We start from the raw sequence: 18,378 nt of genomic DNA, 5'->3' as shown, positions 1-18,378 counted from the left end.
CAACATTTATCTAGAACAGCATAAGAGGATTAGTAAGATATATAATAAATAAAAGGAAGCTAGCATATATACTAGCTTCCTTTTGATATTAGCAAAGGCCGCCTTTACCACCTCCACCATTTCCGCCACCACTATTATTGTTATTGCAAAGCCCGCCAAGTAGACCTCCACCTTGCTTAGGAGTGGTATTATTATAATTTGTTTTATAGGCGCTAACCTTTTGGCTAAGTTGATTCATAGTAGCAACATACTCATTATTGTAAGGATTTAAAGTTGCAGCTTGTTTTATGTGGGTAACACCAGAATCAATCCAACCTTTCTTAAGTAATAGTACTCCTTTCAAGTAATTCCATTCTGCAGATGACAAATCTGATACAAGATTAAGTTTAGCCTCAGCAGCTATAAAGTCATCACATTCAATAAGATCTCGTACCTCTTCACATGTCATGTTATGTGTGATGATTCTATAAGCTTCATTAGCCTCATTAAGCTTTTCATTATAAAATGTCTTAGTGGAATCGTCTTGAAGGTCATCTGAGCTATAGGTTTCTACAACATGGGTGTAAGCTGATTTAATATCATTTGGAGATGAATGGGGAAATACACCTAAAACCTTATAAGGATCCATAAATTATATACTCCTCGCATTTATATTGCTCTATTATAAATATATTAGAGTTTTGAAGAAATATTCATATATTTTTCTATTAAACCTAAATTAATAACGTTATCGATTATTTCATTATTCTTTTTGATTGGTAGTTCTTTTAGAAGTTCACTACAGTTAGAAGCTAATGTCATTAAAGTAAAATCAATATTAGCTTTAACTTTAGTTATTAAATTATCGTAGGACAGTGTCTTATTATTGTATACTTTCGCAATAGGATTAAACTTGCCATTTTTCATATCATCCTTTAAATCATCCAGGGCATCCAGAATATATATCCATTTACCAAAGAAATATCCAAAGTCATATAACTTATGCCTGATTTCTTTGGTATCTTCATTTAGTTCAAAGGGACATTCTTCTAGAACTTTACCAATTATATAGCTAAAAGGATGAGCTACCTCATCTAAAGAGGAAAAGTTACAACTTGATTCTAGTGAGTGTAGTTTATCTAGATTATCTTTAATTATATTATCTAGATTTTTAAAGGTTATTTTTTTATGGTATGGTTGAATTACCTTAGTTAGAGCTATACTCTTTATGTTTTTATCGTCACGCTTATCATCAAGAAGCTTATAGTAAACTAGGGATAAATTTAAATCTGTTGCATATTCCATAGCCTTATTTCCATTTATATATTCTCTTTTTTCAAATGGATGTTTAATACAAGGTTTAAAAGTTATTTCGGAACTTTCACGACTTAAGCCATCCATTAAAACAGCAAAAAAGGTGGTGTCATAGTTTAATCCAACCCTTGGTATGTTGCCAAATTTATTTTTAATTGAGAAACATAAGCCGCAATAGTAGCTTCTAAATCTTTCGTAATCTTTCATTTTAAGTTCACTAAGCATTGGTGTAATATAACCAAACATCGGAAATCCCCCTATCTAAGAAATCGCTCTCTTATAAATGAATTAGCCTTTTCTAAACTATATTTATCAGCAGTTTCTTTTAATAATGGAACTTTCTTATAATTATCAATATCTATATCTTCAAGAAGAATTGGATTAATTCTAAAATAGTTATCTCCAAGTAACTCTCTACAATAGAGATCTTCTAATGGAACAGTATCATTCAACAAAACAGATATTAGAGGTAGTTTTACAGAGGAAAATGGTCTTAAAGCCCATTGAAGTATACCCCAGTTATTAGTTCTAGATTTTATTCTTTTAGGGGTAATACCTGTGCCTATTGAGATAACCCTAAAGTCATCTAGCTTGTATTTACCAGGTAAATTATGCATTGTAGTAATTACAGAAGCTATGGCAGGTGAATTTGTAATAACACCTCCATCAATATAATTATTATGAGAAGGAAAGTATGTAGGTGCAGCAGAACTTGCTATTGCAACATCAACAATTTTCTCAGTGTAAGTTGGATTATCCTTTATATTATTAAAAAATACACCTTGCCAGTGATCTTTAGTAACACCTTGAAGATTAAAAGCAGGAATGAATATAAACTTTTTCAAATCACTAACTCTAGTTTCAATTGGAATTATAGAGGTAATAAAGTCCTTTAATTCTTTGTTTTTAAACCTTGGGTGGATCAGATTAAATCTTTTAGGGGTAAAAACTTTTTTTATATTACCATAGGAATAAAAATTATCTACATCCTTTCCATTAAGTCCATAGGCTAAGGTTAAAGAAATTAATCCGCCAGTTGAGGTACCAGCAAAGAGGTTTGTCTCTTTTAATAAGCTGGGGTTTTTATCACAAAGTCTTTTTAAAATTCTAGTGGATAAAGCACCTCTAACTCCACCACCGTCAAAGGATATAATTCTAAAGGTAGACAAAGAGTCACCTCCTGGCATAAAAGTTTTCTAAGATTAATCTATGATAGGGTGTTGGATATGGTTATTAATTTATATTAAATTTTTCTTTGAGATAAATTAAGCTTTGGGGCTGTTCTAGATAAATGTTGGTGAAATGAGGTATTAGAATTAGAGGAAGGTAACTAGTTCATTTGTATACTGAAAAATAAGAATATTGTATAATGAATATAAGGAAATATTAGGATTATACTAATAATGAAGAGAGTTTAGGAGGGACAGTATGAAGAAAAATGCAGCTCAAAGAGAATTTAAGAAGTTGAAGAGTCAAATAAATCAAATAGAAGAGATAGCTCATAATTCTAAAGGTGGTGCTTTAATAGAGCATGAATCTACTGTAAGAAAGAAAATTCTACTTCTTCTTGAGATGGAAAAGGAAGGCTTTAAGGAGTACCAAGATTTAATGGATAGGTATGAAGAGCTTTTAGAATACATAGCTAAGGGAATACTTGATAATTATAATAAGAAAAATAATAGTGATTTTGACTATTATCAAGTTGTTAGAGGGAACTATAAGAGTCTTCTTAACTCAGGAATAATGACAGTTCTTACTAAACAGCATATACCACAATTTATATCTCAGGAATTTGAAAAGAATTTCCCTGACAATCCTAAAAATGAATATAGAGAAGCTAGGGCATATAAGAGAAAGTTTGTAATTCATTTAGGAGATACGAACACAGGAAAGACATACAATGCAATTCAAAGACTTAAGGAATGTGATAAAGGGGTGTACCTTTCTCCTTTAAGAATATTGGCTCTTGAAAATTATGAAAGACTTAATAATGAGGGGATAATATGCGACCTTAGAACTGGAGAAGAAGAAATAACAAGTCCAGATGCAACTCATACCTCATGTACTATAGAAAAGCTAAATTTAAGTAATCAATATGATGTAGCAGTAATAGATGAGATCCAAATGATAGATGATTCACAAAGAGGAGCTGCTTGGAGTAGAGCAGTACTTGGTGTAAGGGCTAGGGAAGTACATGTTTGTGGAGCTTTAAATGCTAAGAAAATAATTGAAAAGATTTTAGATGATTGTGGTGACCCATATGAAATTATTGAGTATAAGAGAAGAATACCTTTAGTAGTTCAAGATAAGGCATTTTCTCATAATGAAATTGAAGAGGGAGATGCTATAGTATTATTTTCTAAAAAGAGAGTTCTAGAGTTAGCACAAGAGTATTCTAGCCAAGGAATTAAGGCAAGTATAATTTATGGAGATTTACCGCCAGAGGTTAGAAGAAAGCAGTATGAACAGTTTATAAATAAAGAAAATAAGATTTTAATTACTACAGATGCAATAGGAATGGGTGTAAATCTACCAATTAGAAGAATTATTTTCTTATCAATTAAGAAGTTTGATGGCGAGGAGATAAGATTTTTAACATCTCAGGAAGTTAAACAGATTGGTGGAAGAGCTGGTAGAAAAGGCATTTATGAAACAGGGTATATTGCCTCAATAGGAGGAAATAGCGAATTTATAAAAGAGAAGCTTAATGAAGATGATAGGGTAATTAATCAAGCTGTAATAGGTCCATCAGAGGCTATATTAAAAATTAAGACCTTACCATTAATAGAAAAGCTAGCTTTATGGAGCACTAGAAAAGAAAAGCTAGATTACTATAGGAAGATGGATATAGGGGATTATATTATTGTTCTTGATAGAATTAAGCAATATAAATTAAAGGAAGAGGTACAATGGAATTTGCTTAAGGTACCATTTGATGTTTCTTCTGATGAGCTAATGGAACAGTTCTTATTTTATGTAGATGAATTATTTATAACAAAATCAAAGACTATAACAAGACCAACAATTATTGGTGGAACATTAGATGAGTTAGAGATTTATTACCAAAAGATAAATATGTATTATTCTTTCTGTAAGGGATTTAATTTAGAATTTGATGTTCAGTGGATTTATGATGAGAGGATAAAAGTAAGTGAAGAGATAAATGAAATTCTTATAAGAATATAAAGGAGGGGCTAAGGAGCAAGAGAACTCCTTAGCCTTTAATGGTTTTGACAGTTAAAAGGATAAAAAATTCGACTAGAATCATTCAATACTATAAAAGATTAAAAATCTATTGACCTGCTGCTTGCGCAAATTTATTTTTTACCTTGTCAATAGCAGGTTGTTGAACTTGCTCTAATTGATAAAGTCCTTTTTGCTCCATTAATTTAAATGTTTCATTTTGCTTACATAAAGTATCATTCATTAAGTTCTTTAAATCACAATGAAGTGGTTCTGTTGATGATTCCTGTGTAGCAGAATGGTAAAGGGTAGCTAATGATTTTTCAGCTGTCAGTACTTCTGTTATTAGTTCCTTATCTGTTAATTCATTCATTAATATTTACCTCCTACTTTAATAATCCATATAGTTTAGTAATATTCTGTTTGTGATAAGCTGCTAAGGCATTAAAGTGGTCTTTAAATTGTTGATCTTGAGCTTTTTGAGCAAAAGAAGTACAAACCTTATTAGCTTGTTCCTCAGCACCTAAAAGGTCTTCTAAATATAATAATTCTTTTTGTGTCATTTATAGAACCTCCTTTATCTTTGATACCAGATTAGTTTCCCCTTGATGATTTTAATTATTCTCAACCAATAAAAATATGGCTTATAGGTATTATGCAAATACCTAATATAACAGAAAAAATGTAAAGTCTATTATAACCATAGATTCTTGATTCAGGTATAAGTTCTTGGAAGGCAATATAGAGCATAATACCAGCAACTAATGCAAAGATTACACTTAGAATTATTTCATTAATAAATGGTTTTAAAAATAATAATGCAAGTAATGCACCTATTGGTTCAGCCATACCTGATATAAATGTGTATTTAAAAGCTTTTCCTTTACTACCTGTAGAGTAGTATATTGGCATAGCAATTGAGATTCCTTCAGGTATATTATGAAGAGCAATTGCCATAGCAATGTAAATTCCAAGGCTTGTACTTTGATAACCTGAAACAAAGGTAGCCACACCTTCTGGGAAGTTATGTAGCATCATCGCAATCATAGAAACAAAACCTACTCTATAAAGGTTTCCATTTCCTTTACCTTTTGAAGTATTATTTTTATTTCCCTCAGGAATGAAGTGATCGATTAAGAAGGCTATAAATACTCCAACAATCATAAATAATAATGCAAGTAATACGCCATTAAGCTTGCCCTCATATTTTATTAATGTCTCCTGAGCAGATGGATAAAGATCAGTAAAGGATATAGTTATCATTACTCCAGCAGAAAAAGCCAGGGCGAAAGTAATAAGACGTTTATTACTTGACTTAGAAAAGAATACAATAAAAGCTCCTATTACAGTGGATAAACCGGCTAAAAGTGAAAGAACTAATGGGATTAAAGATTGACTATCAAACATATAAAACTCCTAAAAATTACTTATTTACTTTATTAATTGTATTTTTCATAATTTTAAAAATGACTATTTTAAAGTACTTGTCCTAAGTTTTTACTATTAGGTAATTATAGGGGGAATTTATATCTTTAAATTGTACTTTTATGCTGTTCTAGATAAATGTTGGTAAAGTATAAGGTTTAAAACATATGTTTGTTGTCAAGTATTAAGATGAGGTGAATCTTATGCTTGATTTAGTTGTTTTACAGAAAAGAAATATTGATAAGTGTCCACATTGTAAAAGTGTAAAATTTATTAAATATGGATTTTATAATGGAGTACAAAGATTTAAATGTAGAAATGAACTATGTACTAGAACTTTTTCTCTTAGTAGTGAAACACCCTTCTACTATAGTAAAAAAAGTATGAGATTATGGAATAAGTATTTGGGGTTAATGTTAAGCGGTTTAAGCATTCGAGCTTGTGCAAAAATGTTAAATATACATATGAATACATCATTTAATTGGAGGCATAAAATACTTGTTGCGACAATGAAGCTAAAGGATCCAAAGGAATTAAAGATGTACATAGAAATGGGGAAGGTGTTCTTTAAGGAGAATTTTAAAGGATGTAGAAAGATTGAAAAAACAACTAGAGATAAGGTTTGGGTTATTAATGCAATAGATGAAAATAGGAATATGCTATCTAAACCTGTTTCAATAGGAATTTGGGATGAAAGAAGCTTTAAAGGACATATATACAATAAGATTGATGAAAAATCCTACATATATGCCTATGGGGATAGGTATTTAGATAAGATTGCAAGAAAACATAATATAAAAAGTGACATTATATTAGAAGAAAAGGGGTTATTTAGTGGTGTGAATTTAGAAATATTTCTATGGTTTAAGAAATTTTATGGAGTGGCTACAAAGTATTTAAAGTACTATCTATGTTGGTTTATAAGATTTTTCAATGATGAATATATGGAGATCTTAAATTCAATCAAGACTATCATGATTTTATCAATATTTAAAAGAGCTATTGATATTAAGGCAAGTCCACATTCTCCACTAATTAGTTAGGTAATTATAATAACAACATTTATCTAGAACAGGATAAAAGGGGAATCTTTAGATGAAAAGTGAATCAGAATCAGGGGAAAAAAATCGAAATACCGATGACAAGTAGGAATATTGAAAAAATATCCAATCTGATTTATAATGCTTAATAACTAAATAGATAGGTAAGGAGAGTGAAAGGGTATGGGGAGATTTATGAATAGTATTACGCAGTATCTATCACCCACGTTAATAGAGAATACTAAAAGAATAATTAAGTTTTTACTTATTTACACTATAGGTTTTATGCTTTTAGTTGTTGGTCTTAAATATGCAATTCCATTTGTTATTGCATTAGCTATAGCTATGAGTCTTAGGCCCCTTAAAAATAGAATATTAGCAATTAACAAGAGGTTTAAAAAGTTTAAAATATCTGAGGGCCTAGTATCTATGTTATTAACGGTATCTATTGTAGCAATTACCTCACTTATATTATTTGCAGCAGGATATAAAATAGTAGAACAATTAAAGAATTTCTACGATTATATTACTAATCAGGATACTTTAAATATCATTATAAACGACACAAGTATAAGGGTTAATAACTTCCTGGAAAGCATGGAAAATATGAATCCAGATGTTATGGTTAAAGTAAATGAAGTGGCTACTAAAGTAGTTTCAGTTGTTACTTCTCTAACAGCTACCTTTGTTCAAAATTTATTAAATATACTAGTATCAATACCTACCGCTTTTATAATGGTCCTTATAACTATTATAGCAACCTTCTTCTTTACTAAAGATATAGATAAGATAGAAGTTAAGATAAAGCATTGTTTTTCCGAAAAAGGATTAGAAGTAATTAGACGAATTAGAAAAAAGAAAAATGAGATTTTTGGTGGATACATAAAAGCATATTCCTTAATAATGATAGCTATATTTATTTATAGTGCTGTAATATTTAAGATTGCTGGATTAAAGTATGCAATGGTTATTGCGATAATTACCGCAGTATTAGATGCATTACCTTTATTTGGGGCAGGGCTAGTATATGGAATTATGGCTATATCAAGTTTTGTTACGGGGGATATTAAATCAGGAGTGATATTGATTGTAGGTTATATAGGAGCTGTTGTTATAAGACAATATCTAGAGCAAATTTTAGTATCAAGTTTTTTAGGAGTACATCCACTAGTAATTATAATAGCTTTATTTTTAGTTTTGACACCTGCAGGCTTTATAGGGATGTTTTATTTCCTAGGTGCATTTTTACTATATGGGGTTATCTTTCCTCCAAATAATACGTAAAGTATAGAATTTTAACAAATTTAGTAATATAATAGTAATGTATATATTTTGTTGGGGAACAAAACGTAAAATGAAAAGGGGGAAGTGTAGATGAAGAAAGTAAAGATAGCTTTATTAGGACTAGGTAATGTTGGACGTGGTGTTTGGAGAATACTAAATGCCAATCAAGAAGAGATCATGAAGCGTTCAGGTTACAAAGTTGAAGTAGCTAAAATCCTTGTAAGAGATCCTAAAAAGCCAAGGGGAATAGACGTCCCAGATGAACTAATTACTACTGACTTTAATGAAATTCTAAATGATGATTCTATAAAGATAGTTGTAGAGGTAATGGGAGGAATAGAACCTGCCAGAGAGTATATGCTTGAAAGTATGAGCAAGAAGAAACATATAGTTACAGCTAATAAGATGCTTCTAGCAACAGGCGGAGATGAAATCTTTGAAAAAGCTGATGCCGAAGGTGTAATGTTTAATTATGAAGCTAGTGTTGCTGGGGGTATTCCAATAATTCAAGGAATAAACGAAAGTTTAACAGCTAATAAAATTGAACAATTATATGGAATAGTAAATGGAACAACAAACTTTATCTTAAGCAAGATGGAGCTTGAAGGTAGTAACTTTGATGATGTGTTGAAAGAAGCCCAAGAAAAAGGATATGCAGAAGCAGATCCAACTTCAGATATTGAAGGATTTGATGCTCAATATAAATTAGCAATTCTATCATCTTTAGCCTTTGGAACTAAGATTGATGTGGATAAGGTTTATAGAGAAGGTATCACTAAGGTAACAGCTGTGGATATGGAATATGCAAAAACTTTTGGAATGGTTATAAAGTTACTTGCAATTGTTAAAGACACAAATGGTAGTCTAGAACTAAGAGTTCATCCAACAATGATTCCAGAAACTCATCCATTAGCTAATGTTTATGATTCCTTTAATGCAGTATTTGTAACAGGTAATGCTGTAGGGGACTTAATGTTTTATGGAAGAGGAGCAGGGGAATTACCTACAGGAAGTGCTGTAGTAGGTGATATTGTAACTATATTAAGAAGTAACATAGATTTAGAAAATACAGTTCCTGTAGTTAAGAATAACTTATGGAATAAAGACATAAAGACTATTGATGAGGTTCATAGTAAGTACTATGTTAGAACAACTGTAATTGATCAACCAGGAGTACTTGGTGATATAACAGCTATACTAGGTAAACATCAAGTAAGCTTACGTTCAGTTATCCAAAAGGGCGGAGTTAAAAATGAAGAAAAGGTTGCTTTAGTATTAGTAACTCACTATACAAAAGAATCAAAAGTTCAAAATGCTTTAGATGAAATAAGAAAATTAACTGCTGTTAAGAGTGTAGATAATATAATTAGAATTGAAGATTTTGAAAACTAAAGTAGAGTAATATTTAATAAAAATAAGAGTTTAAATAAATATAAAAACTAGTGGGCTATGAGCTTCCCTGTAAAGTTTAGAGGGAGCATATAAGCAACACTAGTTTTTTGTTAATTAGAAATATTAATAAAAAATAGAAGTAGTTAAAATTATCCTATTAATATATTGAGAAGGAAAATTGTAGAAGCACCAACTGCAATAGAAAGCCCAAGAGATTTCTTTTTAAAGGCAACAATAAGAACTACAATAGATGATATTAGTTTAATATTAGTAAAACTAATATCTAGCTTTCCAGCATTGGTAAAGATATCAGGGCAGATTAGAGCAGCAAAAATAGCAGCTGGTATAAACTTCATCCATTCTTTAAGCCAAGTTGGAAGCTCTTTTTTTGAAAGATATATTATAGGAAAGCTTCTTGGAATATATGTAAAAATTGCAATTCCTAATATTAATAAATATACATTAAGTTCATTAATCTCCATCCTTATCTTCCGTCCTTTCCTTTAAGAATTTTTCTAGAAAATAACAAATAGTTGCAGCTAAAAGAGTTGCGATAATGATATAAAAAGTACTATCCATAACTAAAGATAGACTAACAGCAATTATTGCAGATATTACTGCAGATAAAATGTAGATAAAGCCTTTGATTTGAAGGCATAGTAGAGCAATAAACATTGAGGTTAGTATAAAGTTTATTATCATATCATTAAAATTAAATAAGGAGCCTGTTACTCCACCAACAATATTACTTATTATCCAAGTTAAATGAGAAACTACATTCAGAATAAGTGCTTTATTTGGATTCCATGAATCTTCCTTAAATTTAACTAAATTAATAGCAAAGGTTTCATCTGTAATTTCATGAGAAAAAAACATCAGAAATCTTTTACTTGAATTGCTAAAGAAGGGTGATAGAGCTGAACTCATTAACATATGTCTTAAATTAATAATAAATGTTGTAAATATTATTGAGAACATAGAAGCATGTGCAATTAGCATTGATGCTGTAATAAATTGTCCACTTCCTGCAAAGACAAATAAGGAAAGTGCCCCTATTTCCAAAGGAGAAAGACCAGCTTTTTGAGATAATATTCCACAAGCTATCCCAAGAGGTATGTAACCAATACAAATAGGTATAGCCATTTTTGCCCCAATTGCTATATCTTCTCCACTAAAGTTTTTTTGTGATTTTTCATTTTTAATTCTTTCTAGCATGTGATAACCCCCTTATGTCGAACATATAAAGAATATTATAACATATAAAGATTTTACAGTAATATAAGTTAAAATATTCTATAGAATTAAGAAGATTTAGCATAAGATAATCTTATAGAATTATTAGGAGTGAAATTATGGTACAAATAATCTTATATTTTGCAGCAATAGTTTTTACCATTATTTCTTTTTTGAAAGATAAGGAGAAAACTATTAGAGCTTTAAAAAAAGGATGGACATCCTTTGAAAATATACTTCCAACCATACTAGCTGTAATGGCTGTAATTGGTATAACATTAAGCATTGTTGATGAAAAGTTAATAGCGAGCTTAATAGGCCCAGGGTCAGGGATGGTAGGTGTTCTACTTTCTATAGGAATAGGATCAATTACAATGATGGGAGGATTCATAGCCTTTCCATTAGGAGCAACATTACTATTACGAGGGGCTGGAGTATCTCAAGTAGCAGCATTTATATCATCATTAATGATGGTTGGATTTTTGACAATTCCCTTAGAAGAGAAGTACTGGGGAAGAAAGACAGCTATACTTAGAAATGTTTTTGGATTAGTTATTTCATTTATTGTAGGAATAGTAATGGGGTGGGTGTTTATATGATTATAAAAGATTTATTAAAAAGATATAAAAATTCTATTGCATGTTTATCTGTTCTTATAATACTATTTTTAATAAATAAAGAAATAGGTAAGGTTGCTATAACAGGTACTATAGAAAATCTATGGGAGTTTATAAAGTTAGTTCCACTAGTATTTATTTTACTTGGACTTATGGATGTATGGGTTCCAAAAGATAGACTTATTAAATTGATGGGTGAAGACTCAGGAATTAAGGGGATATTTTTAGCTTTTTTACTAGGATCCTTTGCAGCAGGTCCATTATATGCAGCCTTTCCAATAGGAGCTATGTTACTTAGAAAAGGTTCATCAATAAGAAATGTAATGATTTTTATAGGGGCTTGGGCTTGCACGAAGGTACCTATGATTCTTATAGAAGTATCTTCATTAGGTCTTAAGTTTGCTATAACAAGAATGGTTGTAGAGATTATTGGGATAATATTAATTGCTTATATAATAGATAGAGTAATTTCAAGGAAGGAAAAAGACATTATATATGAAAAAGCAGAAAAATTATAAAATATATAGTATTTATAATCATTTTATGTTATAATAAAAACAATTTTAAATAGTAAAAAATAAAGTGGTGGAGGAAAATATGAATCACGGTAATTTTGGAAACTTTGATGAGGATAAGATTAGGGATATATTTTCAGGATTTAAAGGTAAATTCAGAAATGGTCAAAGGAGTAGTGGGGGATCTTTTTCAGGATTCTTAAAATGGCTACTATTGACTTACTTAGTATTGGGAGTAGTATTATTTTTTGGTGCTAAGCTTATATTTGATGCTACATTAAGTGCGTTTTATATAGTTGGACCATTCGTAGTTGTTTCTCTTTTATATGGCTTAACACATCTAAAGAAAAATATAGCGGCTATAGGTATAGTAGTAGGAATATTATATGCAGTAGTACTATTTTTATGTAGTCCAATAATTAGCTATAAAAGCCATAGGGCTTTGATTGGAAATGTTGGTGGAATAGAGTTTTCAGATGAGATAGAGCATATAGATCTAAATCAATTACCAACTATTGATTATGAATTAGCAGATAAGCTTGCAGATAAGAAGCTTGGAGAGATACCTTCATTAGGTAGCCAAGTAACTATAGGTAAATTACATTTACAAAGTATTAATGGTGAACTTTACTATGTAGCACCTTTAGAGCATTCATCAGTAATTAAATGGTTGACTAATAGAAAGGGAACTAGTGGATATATTAAAGTAAGTGCCACAAATCAAAATGATGTACAACTTGTAACAGAACTTAATGGCTCTCCTTTAAAAATTAAATATTTAGAGTCATCATACCTATTAAGTGATTTATACAGAGCAGCATATTTAAGAGATATGAAAGCTGGACATACTGATTTCACCTTTGAGTTAGATGATGAAGGAAGACCTTATTGGGTAGTTACAAGATATGATAATGCTATAGGTATTACAGAATCTAAAGCAATCGGTGCATTAGTTATAGATGCACAAACTGGTGAATCAGAGACTTACGATATTAATAACCTACCTAAATGGATAGATAGGATTCAACCAAAATCATTTATTAATAATTACATTAATAAGTGGGGAGAATTAGTTCATGGAGTATTTAACTTTAATGATAAGGATAAATTAAAAGCAACTGATGGTATGAATCTAATATTTAATAAGGATGAATGTTATTACTATACTGGAATAACTTCAGTTGGTAATGATGAGGGCTTAGTTGGGTTTACATTAACCAATACAAGAACTGGTGAAACCACAATGTATAAAACTGCAGGAGCTACAGAAGAGGCAAGTGTAAGGTCTGCAGAAGGTAAGGTTCAGCAATTTGGATATAAGGGAACATTTCCTTACTTGATTAATATTCAAGGAGAACCAACTTATTTTACAACATTAAAGGATTCAAATGGTTTAGTTAAGCAATATGCTATGGTTAATGTTAAGAATTATAATACTGTAGGGGTAGGTGATACTCTTCAAGGAACCCTTAACAATTACTTAGAGGGATTAACTAACACAAATATATCTCTTGAGGGATCAAATAAAGAAGAAATGATACAAGGGGAAATTGAAAGAATAGGATTAGTAGTAAAGGATGGAACAAGTATCTATGATATTAAGTTAAAGGGTCAAGAAAAAATATTCTCAGTGTCTACTGAAACTTCTAGAGATGTTGCTTTAAGTACTGTGGGGGATATGGTTGAAATTAAATATATTAATGTTGGAGATAGTAAATATATAATAGTAAATAAATTTGTAAATTTAAATTCAGAAGAGTAGATGAAGAAATCCTAGGTAGTGATATGCCTAGGATTTTTTTTATTCCTATTTATTTGTCAGTATTGTATAATAAAACCATGATAATATACATATGGGGAAAAACGACGAAATAATAGATGTAAAGGGTGATATTAGTGAAACTATCTAAAAAGATAGCTATTATGTTTACAATTACTTCCATTGTAACAGTAGTATTATATATTTCTGCGGCACAATTTATGACAAAATACCTTTATGATGGAGAAATAAAAAGAATAACCAACATTTCTTACAGTGGAGTAAGTAGTGTTAATGGAGAAATAGCTAAAGTAAGAGGTAAGGGAACTGAATATAGTAATTTAATTCAAATAGCAAATAAATATAATGAAGAGTTAAATGTAGATAGTGGATTAAAAAAATTAGGAATTGAAGAGAAATTTCAACGGGATGGTATAAGTTTCAAAACAATACTTAATAAGGATTTAAAGGAAGTAAAAGTGTATAAAGCATCTAATATAGATGAAGAGAATAACCAGGATTATGATAAACTTTTATATGAGATAAAAGAAGAGATTAAGAAAGGTAAAGAAAGCTTTAATGGCTTCATTACTGGAGAAGTATCACCCTATATAGTAGCTGTAAATCCTATTGGAAATATAGAAGGTAACAATACCTTAGGATATTTTATTTTAATAAATAAACTAGACAATAACAAAATAAAAGAGATTGGTAAAAATGTAAATAAGGATTTGGCAATAGAAGAGGAAGTAGATAAGAGTGGAGAAGTAAGGGAAGAAAGGTTTAATGATAAGGTTTCATTTACCTTAGTAAAACAAGGGAAAGTTATTTCAAGTTATTATAAAATTCCTAAATTGTTAGGGGAAAAAGATTTCTTTATTAAGACTACTGAACCTATGGTTGTTAAAAGTAGTACAGATAGAAATACACTAGTATTCTCTATTATATTAATATGTATAAATATTCTATTAAATATTATATTGTTAATTTTGATTGAAAAGCTTGTGGTAAAGAGATTAAATAGAATAAATATAGGAATAAATAAAATAAATGATAGCAAGAATCTAAGAGACAGAATAGAAGAAGAGTCTGGTAATGATGAAATAACTGTATTGTCGAAAGATATAAATAATATGTTTAAATCATTAGAGGAATCAAATACTCTTGTATTATCAAAAGAGAAAAAATACAGTAAATTAATTGATTGCTTAGAAAATGGTTATGCCTATTTCAAGGTTATTAATGATGAGGAAGGTAGGTCTGTAAATGCTACTATAATAGAAGTAAATGCCTCATTAGCAAAGATGATAGGTAGGAAGAAAGAAGATATTATTTCAAAAACTATGAGCGAAGTCTTCATTAATGATTTTATAAAAGAAAAAGATATAAAGAGCATGCTGGAAAAAATAGGTGATGAAGGTCAGACCCTAGTTAGGAATTCAGTAAAAGTTGGAGATAATATATGGGCTTATTTATCCCTTTATACAATAGAAGAAGGATATTTTGCAATGGTATTAACTGATATAAGCGAAAATAAGAAATTTGCTGAAGAAATGAGATATCTTGCAAATTATGATGTTCTAACAAATCTTCAAAATAGATATAGTCTTTATAATTACATGGCTCAACTAAAAGAAGATGGAGAAGAGTTTACTATATACTTTATTGATTTAGATAACTTTAAAACATTAAATGATACATTGGGACATAATACTGGAGATGAAGTATTATGTACAGCAGCTCAAGTACTAATTTCTATTGATAATAAAAATATTACAGTAGGTAGACTTGGAGGAGATGAATTCCTAGTAGTTATAAGAGGTACTTATAATGTGAAAGAAGTAAATGAAATTGGAAAAACAATCTTAAATTCTTTAAATACTACATTCAGATTTAAGAATTACAGTTATGAATTGAAAGCAAGTATAGGAGTTAGCACATTCCCAAATCATACAGATGATATAGAAACATTATTAAAATATGCAGATATAGCTATGTATAAGAGTAAGGTTATGGGTGGGAATAAACTTGAAATATTCTCAACAACTATGCTAGAGGATATAATAATAGAAACAGAGCTTAAAGAGGCTATAGAGAATGGGGAATTTAATGTTTACTATCAACCGATCTACAATCTATTTACAAATGAGATAGTTGGTGCAGAAGCTTTAATTAGATGGATGAAAAAGGGAGAGATAATACCACCATATAAATTTATAGCTATTGCAAAAAAGACAGGTGATATAACAGATATTGACAATTTTGTTTTAGAAGAAGCTTGTGCTTTTTGTAAGAAAAAAAGGGAGATGGGACATAAAGACTTCCAGGTATCAGTTAATGCATCATATAGATTTTTAAGGCAACCTAATTTTATAGATATATTAAAGGGAATACTTAGTATTAATGATTTAGATCCATCTGGATTAAAGTTAGAAATTACAGAGGATGAAATTATAGATGATGAAGCGGGAGTAGTAAAACTCCTTGAAGAGATTAAGAAGTTAGGGATAAAAGTAGCTTTAGATGACTTTGGAGTAGGATATTCCTCCTTTAGTTATATTAAAATTCTACCTATTGATACTATAAAAATAGATAGAAGTTTACTTCTAAAAATTGAGTATGATCCAAAAACATTAGCGATAATAACAACCTTAATACAGTTAGCACATACTTTGGACTTAGATGTTGTAGCAGAAGGAGTAGAGATTGAAGAACAGCTTAATTTATTAAAGGGATTGAATTGCGATAAGATTCAAGGGTACCTAATAAGTAAACCAGTACCAAAAGAAGAATTCAATAAAATCATGAGAAAACAATAGAATTGAGTTAAATAAAGGAAGATGAATAAGAGAGATATTCATCTTCCTTTATTAAATTTCAAAGAAAGTACCAAAGAAGAGATAAAAAATTTACAAAATCATCTCAATTTCATTATATTTTTTAATCAAAAGTAAAAAAAGTGTTAATAAGTTGAATATTTCTTTAAAAATGTTATAATTGATTAAACAAAAAAATAGTATAGCTATAAAACAAATGAAAAGGGGGATTTTTGATGGGTAAAAAGGACGAAAAGAAAATGTCCTTCATCGAAAGAGTAGGAAAGAAAATACCAGATCCAGTAATCATATTTATATTTTTATTTGCAATTACAATGATTGCAACTATATTTATGGGTGGAATGAAGTTTGAAACATTAGGAGCAGATGGGGGAACTATTTCATATGAAATAAAGAATATGTTTGCAGCGGAAAACTTCAGATGGATATTTAACAATGCATTATTAAATAACTGGTTAGCATATGGCGGTGGAGTTTTAGGAACAATATTAATAGTAATGCTGGGTGTAGGCCTTGCAGAAGAATCAGGACTATTAACAACTTTAATTAAGAAAATAGGATTAAAGGTTTCAGATAAGTTTTTACCGGTAGTTTTAGTATTTTTAGGTATTATGAGTAGTATTGCTACTGATGCAGGATATATAATACTTGTACCATTAGCAGGTTTATTATATTTAGGATTAAAAAAGAATCCATTAATAGGTATGGCAGCAGCTTTTGCTGGAGTATCAGCTGGATTCAGTGCTAACTTAATACCAGGTACGCCAATTGATGTTATTGTTGGTAACAATGCAAAGATATTTGCAGAGGGACAAGGTGTTCCATTTGTAACAGCAGCAGGAAAAGCAATAAATCCTGCAACAATGCATTATATATTTATTGTTGCATCAACGTTTTTACTTGCAATTGTAGGTTACCTTGTAACAGCTAAGTTTGTAAAACCAAAGTTAGAAAAAGAAAGCTATGTTGTACCAGAAGGTATGGACTTAGGGGACTTTACAGTTAAAGAAGATGAGAACAAAGCATTAAAATGGTCAGGACTAGGATTAGTTATTGCTTTAGCAATAATAGCTATATTAGGATTTGGACCATTAGCACCTTATGTAAATGATAAGGGTGCAAGTGTTAATCCATTAATGGATAACATAATACTTATTATAACATTTGCATTCTTTGTACCAGGATTATTCTATGGTATGAAGACAAAAAAATTCAATTGTGCTATGGACGTAGTTAATGCTATGTCAAAGCAAATGAGTGGAATGGGTTATATTTTAGTATTAACGTTCTTCTCATACAACTTCTTAGCATTATTAAGTTACTCAAATATAGGTACTTATATAACTTATTTAGGTGCCTCAGGGTTACAAGCTATGGGAATTTCAGATTATCCAATACTATTATTAATAGGATTTATAATAGTAACAGCAATAATTAACTTATTTGTTGGTGGATTAACTTCAAAGTGGATGTTACTTGGACCAATATTTATCTCAATGTTATATCAAGTAAATAATACTTTAACACCTGATATGGTTTCTGCAGCATATAGAATTGCAGATTCATCAACTAATACAATATCACCATTAATGTCATATGCAGGTATAATTCTTGTATTCATGAAGAAGTACAAGCCTGAATATACATTAGGAGATATGATTAAGTTAATGTTCCCATACTCAATTGCATTCTTAATAACATGGACAATATTACTAATCGGATTCTTTACCTTTGGTATTCCATTAGGAGTATAATTAAAAGAATTAGATAGAAGTTAATAAAATAATGACTTTCATAGTT

The 18,378-nt window shown here is 29.9% G+C and carries 17 protein-coding genes; 9 read left to right on the top strand and 8 right to left on the bottom strand.

Annotation, left to right across the window (positions count from 1 at the left end):
• Positions 1 to 88: 88 nt before the first annotated feature.
• From ACSYT2_RS10630 to ACSYT2_RS10620, 3 genes are read right to left on the bottom strand one after another with little or no spacing between them, the layout of a single operon-like run.
• A complete protein-coding gene (locus tag ACSYT2_RS10630; RefSeq protein WP_430855195.1) occupies positions 89 to 628 on the bottom strand; it encodes a J domain-containing protein in 540 nt (179 codons plus the stop codon).
• Between the two features lie 44 nt (positions 629 to 672).
• A complete protein-coding gene (locus tag ACSYT2_RS10625; RefSeq protein WP_438384752.1) occupies positions 673 to 1,539 on the bottom strand; it encodes a DUF5685 family protein in 867 nt (288 codons plus the stop codon).
• A gap of 11 nt (positions 1,540 to 1,550) precedes the next feature.
• Positions 1,551 to 2,462 carry a patatin-like phospholipase family protein gene (locus ACSYT2_RS10620; RefSeq protein ID WP_430855193.1) on the bottom strand — a complete coding sequence of 304 codons (912 nt, stop codon included), beginning with the start codon at positions 2,460 to 2,462 and terminating at the stop codon, positions 1,551 to 1,553.
• Positions 2,463 to 2,721: 259 nt separating this feature from the next.
• Between ACSYT2_RS10620 and ACSYT2_RS10615 the strand changes: the two genes are divergently transcribed.
• A complete protein-coding gene (locus ACSYT2_RS10615) occupies positions 2,722 to 4,479 on the top strand; it encodes a helicase-related protein (protein ID WP_430855192.1) in 1,758 nt (585 codons plus the stop codon).
• Positions 4,480 to 4,585: 106 nt separating this feature from the next.
• On the opposite strand, the gene ACSYT2_RS10610 is transcribed toward ACSYT2_RS10615, so the two are convergent.
• The 3 genes from ACSYT2_RS10610 to zupT form a co-directional block, all read right to left on the bottom strand.
• A complete protein-coding gene (locus ACSYT2_RS10610) occupies positions 4,586 to 4,849 on the bottom strand; it encodes a spore coat protein (protein WP_430855191.1) in 264 nt (87 codons plus the stop codon).
• Positions 4,850 to 4,862: 13 nt separating this feature from the next.
• On the bottom strand, positions 4,863 to 5,039 hold the full coding sequence (locus ACSYT2_RS10605; RefSeq protein ID WP_430855190.1) for a hypothetical protein: 177 nt from the start codon (positions 5,037 to 5,039) through the stop codon (positions 4,863 to 4,865).
• Between the two features lie 61 nt (positions 5,040 to 5,100).
• Entirely contained in the window at positions 5,101 to 5,883 is a 783-nt protein-coding gene (gene zupT / locus ACSYT2_RS10600) for a zinc transporter ZupT (RefSeq protein WP_430855189.1), read from the bottom strand.
• 221 nt (positions 5,884 to 6,104) lie between these two features.
• Between zupT and ACSYT2_RS10595 the strand changes: the two genes are divergently transcribed.
• From ACSYT2_RS10595 to ACSYT2_RS10585, 3 genes are all read left to right on the top strand, one after another.
• Entirely contained in the window at positions 6,105 to 6,944 is an 840-nt protein-coding gene (locus ACSYT2_RS10595) for an IS1/IS1595 family N-terminal zinc-binding domain-containing protein (protein ID WP_438384751.1), read from the top strand.
• A gap of 180 nt (positions 6,945 to 7,124) precedes the next feature.
• On the top strand, positions 7,125 to 8,225 hold the full coding sequence (locus tag ACSYT2_RS10590; RefSeq protein ID WP_430855187.1) for an AI-2E family transporter: 1,101 nt from the start codon (positions 7,125 to 7,127) through the stop codon (positions 8,223 to 8,225).
• Positions 8,226 to 8,315: 90 nt separating this feature from the next.
• Positions 8,316 to 9,617 carry a homoserine dehydrogenase gene (locus tag ACSYT2_RS10585; RefSeq protein WP_430855186.1) on the top strand — a complete coding sequence of 434 codons (1,302 nt, stop codon included), beginning with the start codon at positions 8,316 to 8,318 and terminating at the stop codon, positions 9,615 to 9,617.
• Between the two features lie 149 nt (positions 9,618 to 9,766).
• Here ACSYT2_RS10585 and ACSYT2_RS10580 read toward each other — a convergent pair whose 3' ends face one another.
• Entirely contained in the window at positions 9,767 to 10,099 is a 333-nt protein-coding gene (locus ACSYT2_RS10580) for an AzlD domain-containing protein (protein ID WP_430855185.1), read from the bottom strand.
• On the bottom strand, positions 10,089 to 10,832 hold the full coding sequence (locus ACSYT2_RS10575; RefSeq protein ID WP_430855184.1) for an AzlC family ABC transporter permease: 744 nt from the start codon (positions 10,830 to 10,832) through the stop codon (positions 10,089 to 10,091). Before ACSYT2_RS10575 ends, ACSYT2_RS10580 begins: the two co-directional genes overlap by 11 nt.
• Before the next feature lie 137 nt (positions 10,833 to 10,969).
• Here ACSYT2_RS10575 and ACSYT2_RS10570 point away from each other — a divergent pair, with 137 nt between their 5' ends.
• The 5 genes from ACSYT2_RS10570 (at position 10,970) to ACSYT2_RS10550 (ending at position 18,332) form a co-directional block, all read left to right on the top strand.
• Positions 10,970 to 11,449, top strand: a complete 480-nt coding sequence (locus ACSYT2_RS10570; protein ID WP_438384750.1) for a permease — start codon at positions 10,970 to 10,972, stop codon at positions 11,447 to 11,449.
• Positions 11,446 to 11,985 carry a permease gene (locus ACSYT2_RS10565; RefSeq protein WP_438384749.1) on the top strand — a complete coding sequence of 180 codons (540 nt, stop codon included), beginning with the start codon at positions 11,446 to 11,448 and terminating at the stop codon, positions 11,983 to 11,985. The genes ACSYT2_RS10570 and ACSYT2_RS10565 overlap by 4 nt, the downstream gene beginning before the upstream one ends.
• A 79-nt stretch (positions 11,986 to 12,064) precedes the next feature.
• Positions 12,065 to 13,744, top strand: a complete 1,680-nt coding sequence (locus tag ACSYT2_RS10560) for a Yip1 family protein (RefSeq protein ID WP_438384748.1) — start codon at positions 12,065 to 12,067, stop codon at positions 13,742 to 13,744.
• 134 nt (positions 13,745 to 13,878) lie between these two features.
• Entirely contained in the window at positions 13,879 to 16,560 is a 2,682-nt protein-coding gene (locus ACSYT2_RS10555) for a bifunctional diguanylate cyclase/phosphodiesterase (protein WP_438384747.1), read from the top strand.
• 233 nt (positions 16,561 to 16,793) lie between these two features.
• On the top strand, positions 16,794 to 18,332 hold the full coding sequence (locus ACSYT2_RS10550; RefSeq protein WP_438384746.1) for an AbgT family transporter: 1,539 nt from the start codon (positions 16,794 to 16,796) through the stop codon (positions 18,330 to 18,332).
• Positions 18,333 to 18,378 lie beyond the last annotated feature (46 nt).

The sequence above is a fragment of the Clostridium zhoujianii genome (assembly GCF_051590805.1).
Lineage (GTDB): Bacteria > Bacillota > Clostridia > Clostridiales > Clostridiaceae > Clostridium.
The sequence above is the reverse complement of the archived record's forward strand: the minus strand, read 5'-3'. Positions and strand labels throughout refer to the sequence as shown.

What these genes read in the sequence shown, in the direction of transcription:
- ACSYT2_RS10610 (WP_430855191.1), bottom strand. Translation starts at nt 4,849, where the DNA reads ATGAATGAATTAACAGATAAGGAACTAATAACAGAAGTACTGACAGCT.
- ACSYT2_RS10605 (WP_430855190.1), bottom strand. Translation starts at nt 5,039, where the DNA reads ATGACACAAAAAGAATTATTATATTTAGAAGACCTTTTAGGTGCTGAG.
- ACSYT2_RS10575 (WP_430855184.1), bottom strand. Translation starts at nt 10,832, where the DNA reads ATGCTAGAAAGAATTAAAAATGAAAAATCACAAAAAAACTTTAGTGGA.
- ACSYT2_RS10585 (WP_430855186.1), top strand. Translation starts at nt 8,316, where the DNA reads ATGAAGAAAGTAAAGATAGCTTTATTAGGACTAGGTAATGTTGGACGT.
- ACSYT2_RS10625 (WP_438384752.1), bottom strand. Translation starts at nt 1,539, where the DNA reads ATGTTTGGTTATATTACACCAATGCTTAGTGAACTTAAAATGAAAGAT.
- zupT (WP_430855189.1), bottom strand. Translation starts at nt 5,883, where the DNA reads ATGTTTGATAGTCAATCTTTAATCCCATTAGTTCTTTCACTTTTAGCC.
- ACSYT2_RS10595 (WP_438384751.1), top strand. Translation starts at nt 6,105, where the DNA reads ATGCTTGATTTAGTTGTTTTACAGAAAAGAAATATTGATAAGTGTCCA.
- ACSYT2_RS10565 (WP_438384749.1), top strand. Translation starts at nt 11,446, where the DNA reads ATGATTATAAAAGATTTATTAAAAAGATATAAAAATTCTATTGCATGT.
- ACSYT2_RS10590 (WP_430855187.1), top strand. Translation starts at nt 7,125, where the DNA reads ATGGGGAGATTTATGAATAGTATTACGCAGTATCTATCACCCACGTTA.
- ACSYT2_RS10615 (WP_430855192.1), top strand. Translation starts at nt 2,722, where the DNA reads ATGAAGAAAAATGCAGCTCAAAGAGAATTTAAGAAGTTGAAGAGTCAA.
- ACSYT2_RS10580 (WP_430855185.1), bottom strand. Translation starts at nt 10,099, where the DNA reads ATGGAGATTAATGAACTTAATGTATATTTATTAATATTAGGAATTGCA.
- ACSYT2_RS10630 (WP_430855195.1), bottom strand. Translation starts at nt 628, where the DNA reads ATGGATCCTTATAAGGTTTTAGGTGTATTTCCCCATTCATCTCCAAAT.
- ACSYT2_RS10570 (WP_438384750.1), top strand. Translation starts at nt 10,970, where the DNA reads ATGGTACAAATAATCTTATATTTTGCAGCAATAGTTTTTACCATTATT.
- ACSYT2_RS10550 (WP_438384746.1), top strand. Translation starts at nt 16,794, where the DNA reads ATGGGTAAAAAGGACGAAAAGAAAATGTCCTTCATCGAAAGAGTAGGA.
- ACSYT2_RS10560 (WP_438384748.1), top strand. Translation starts at nt 12,065, where the DNA reads ATGAATCACGGTAATTTTGGAAACTTTGATGAGGATAAGATTAGGGAT.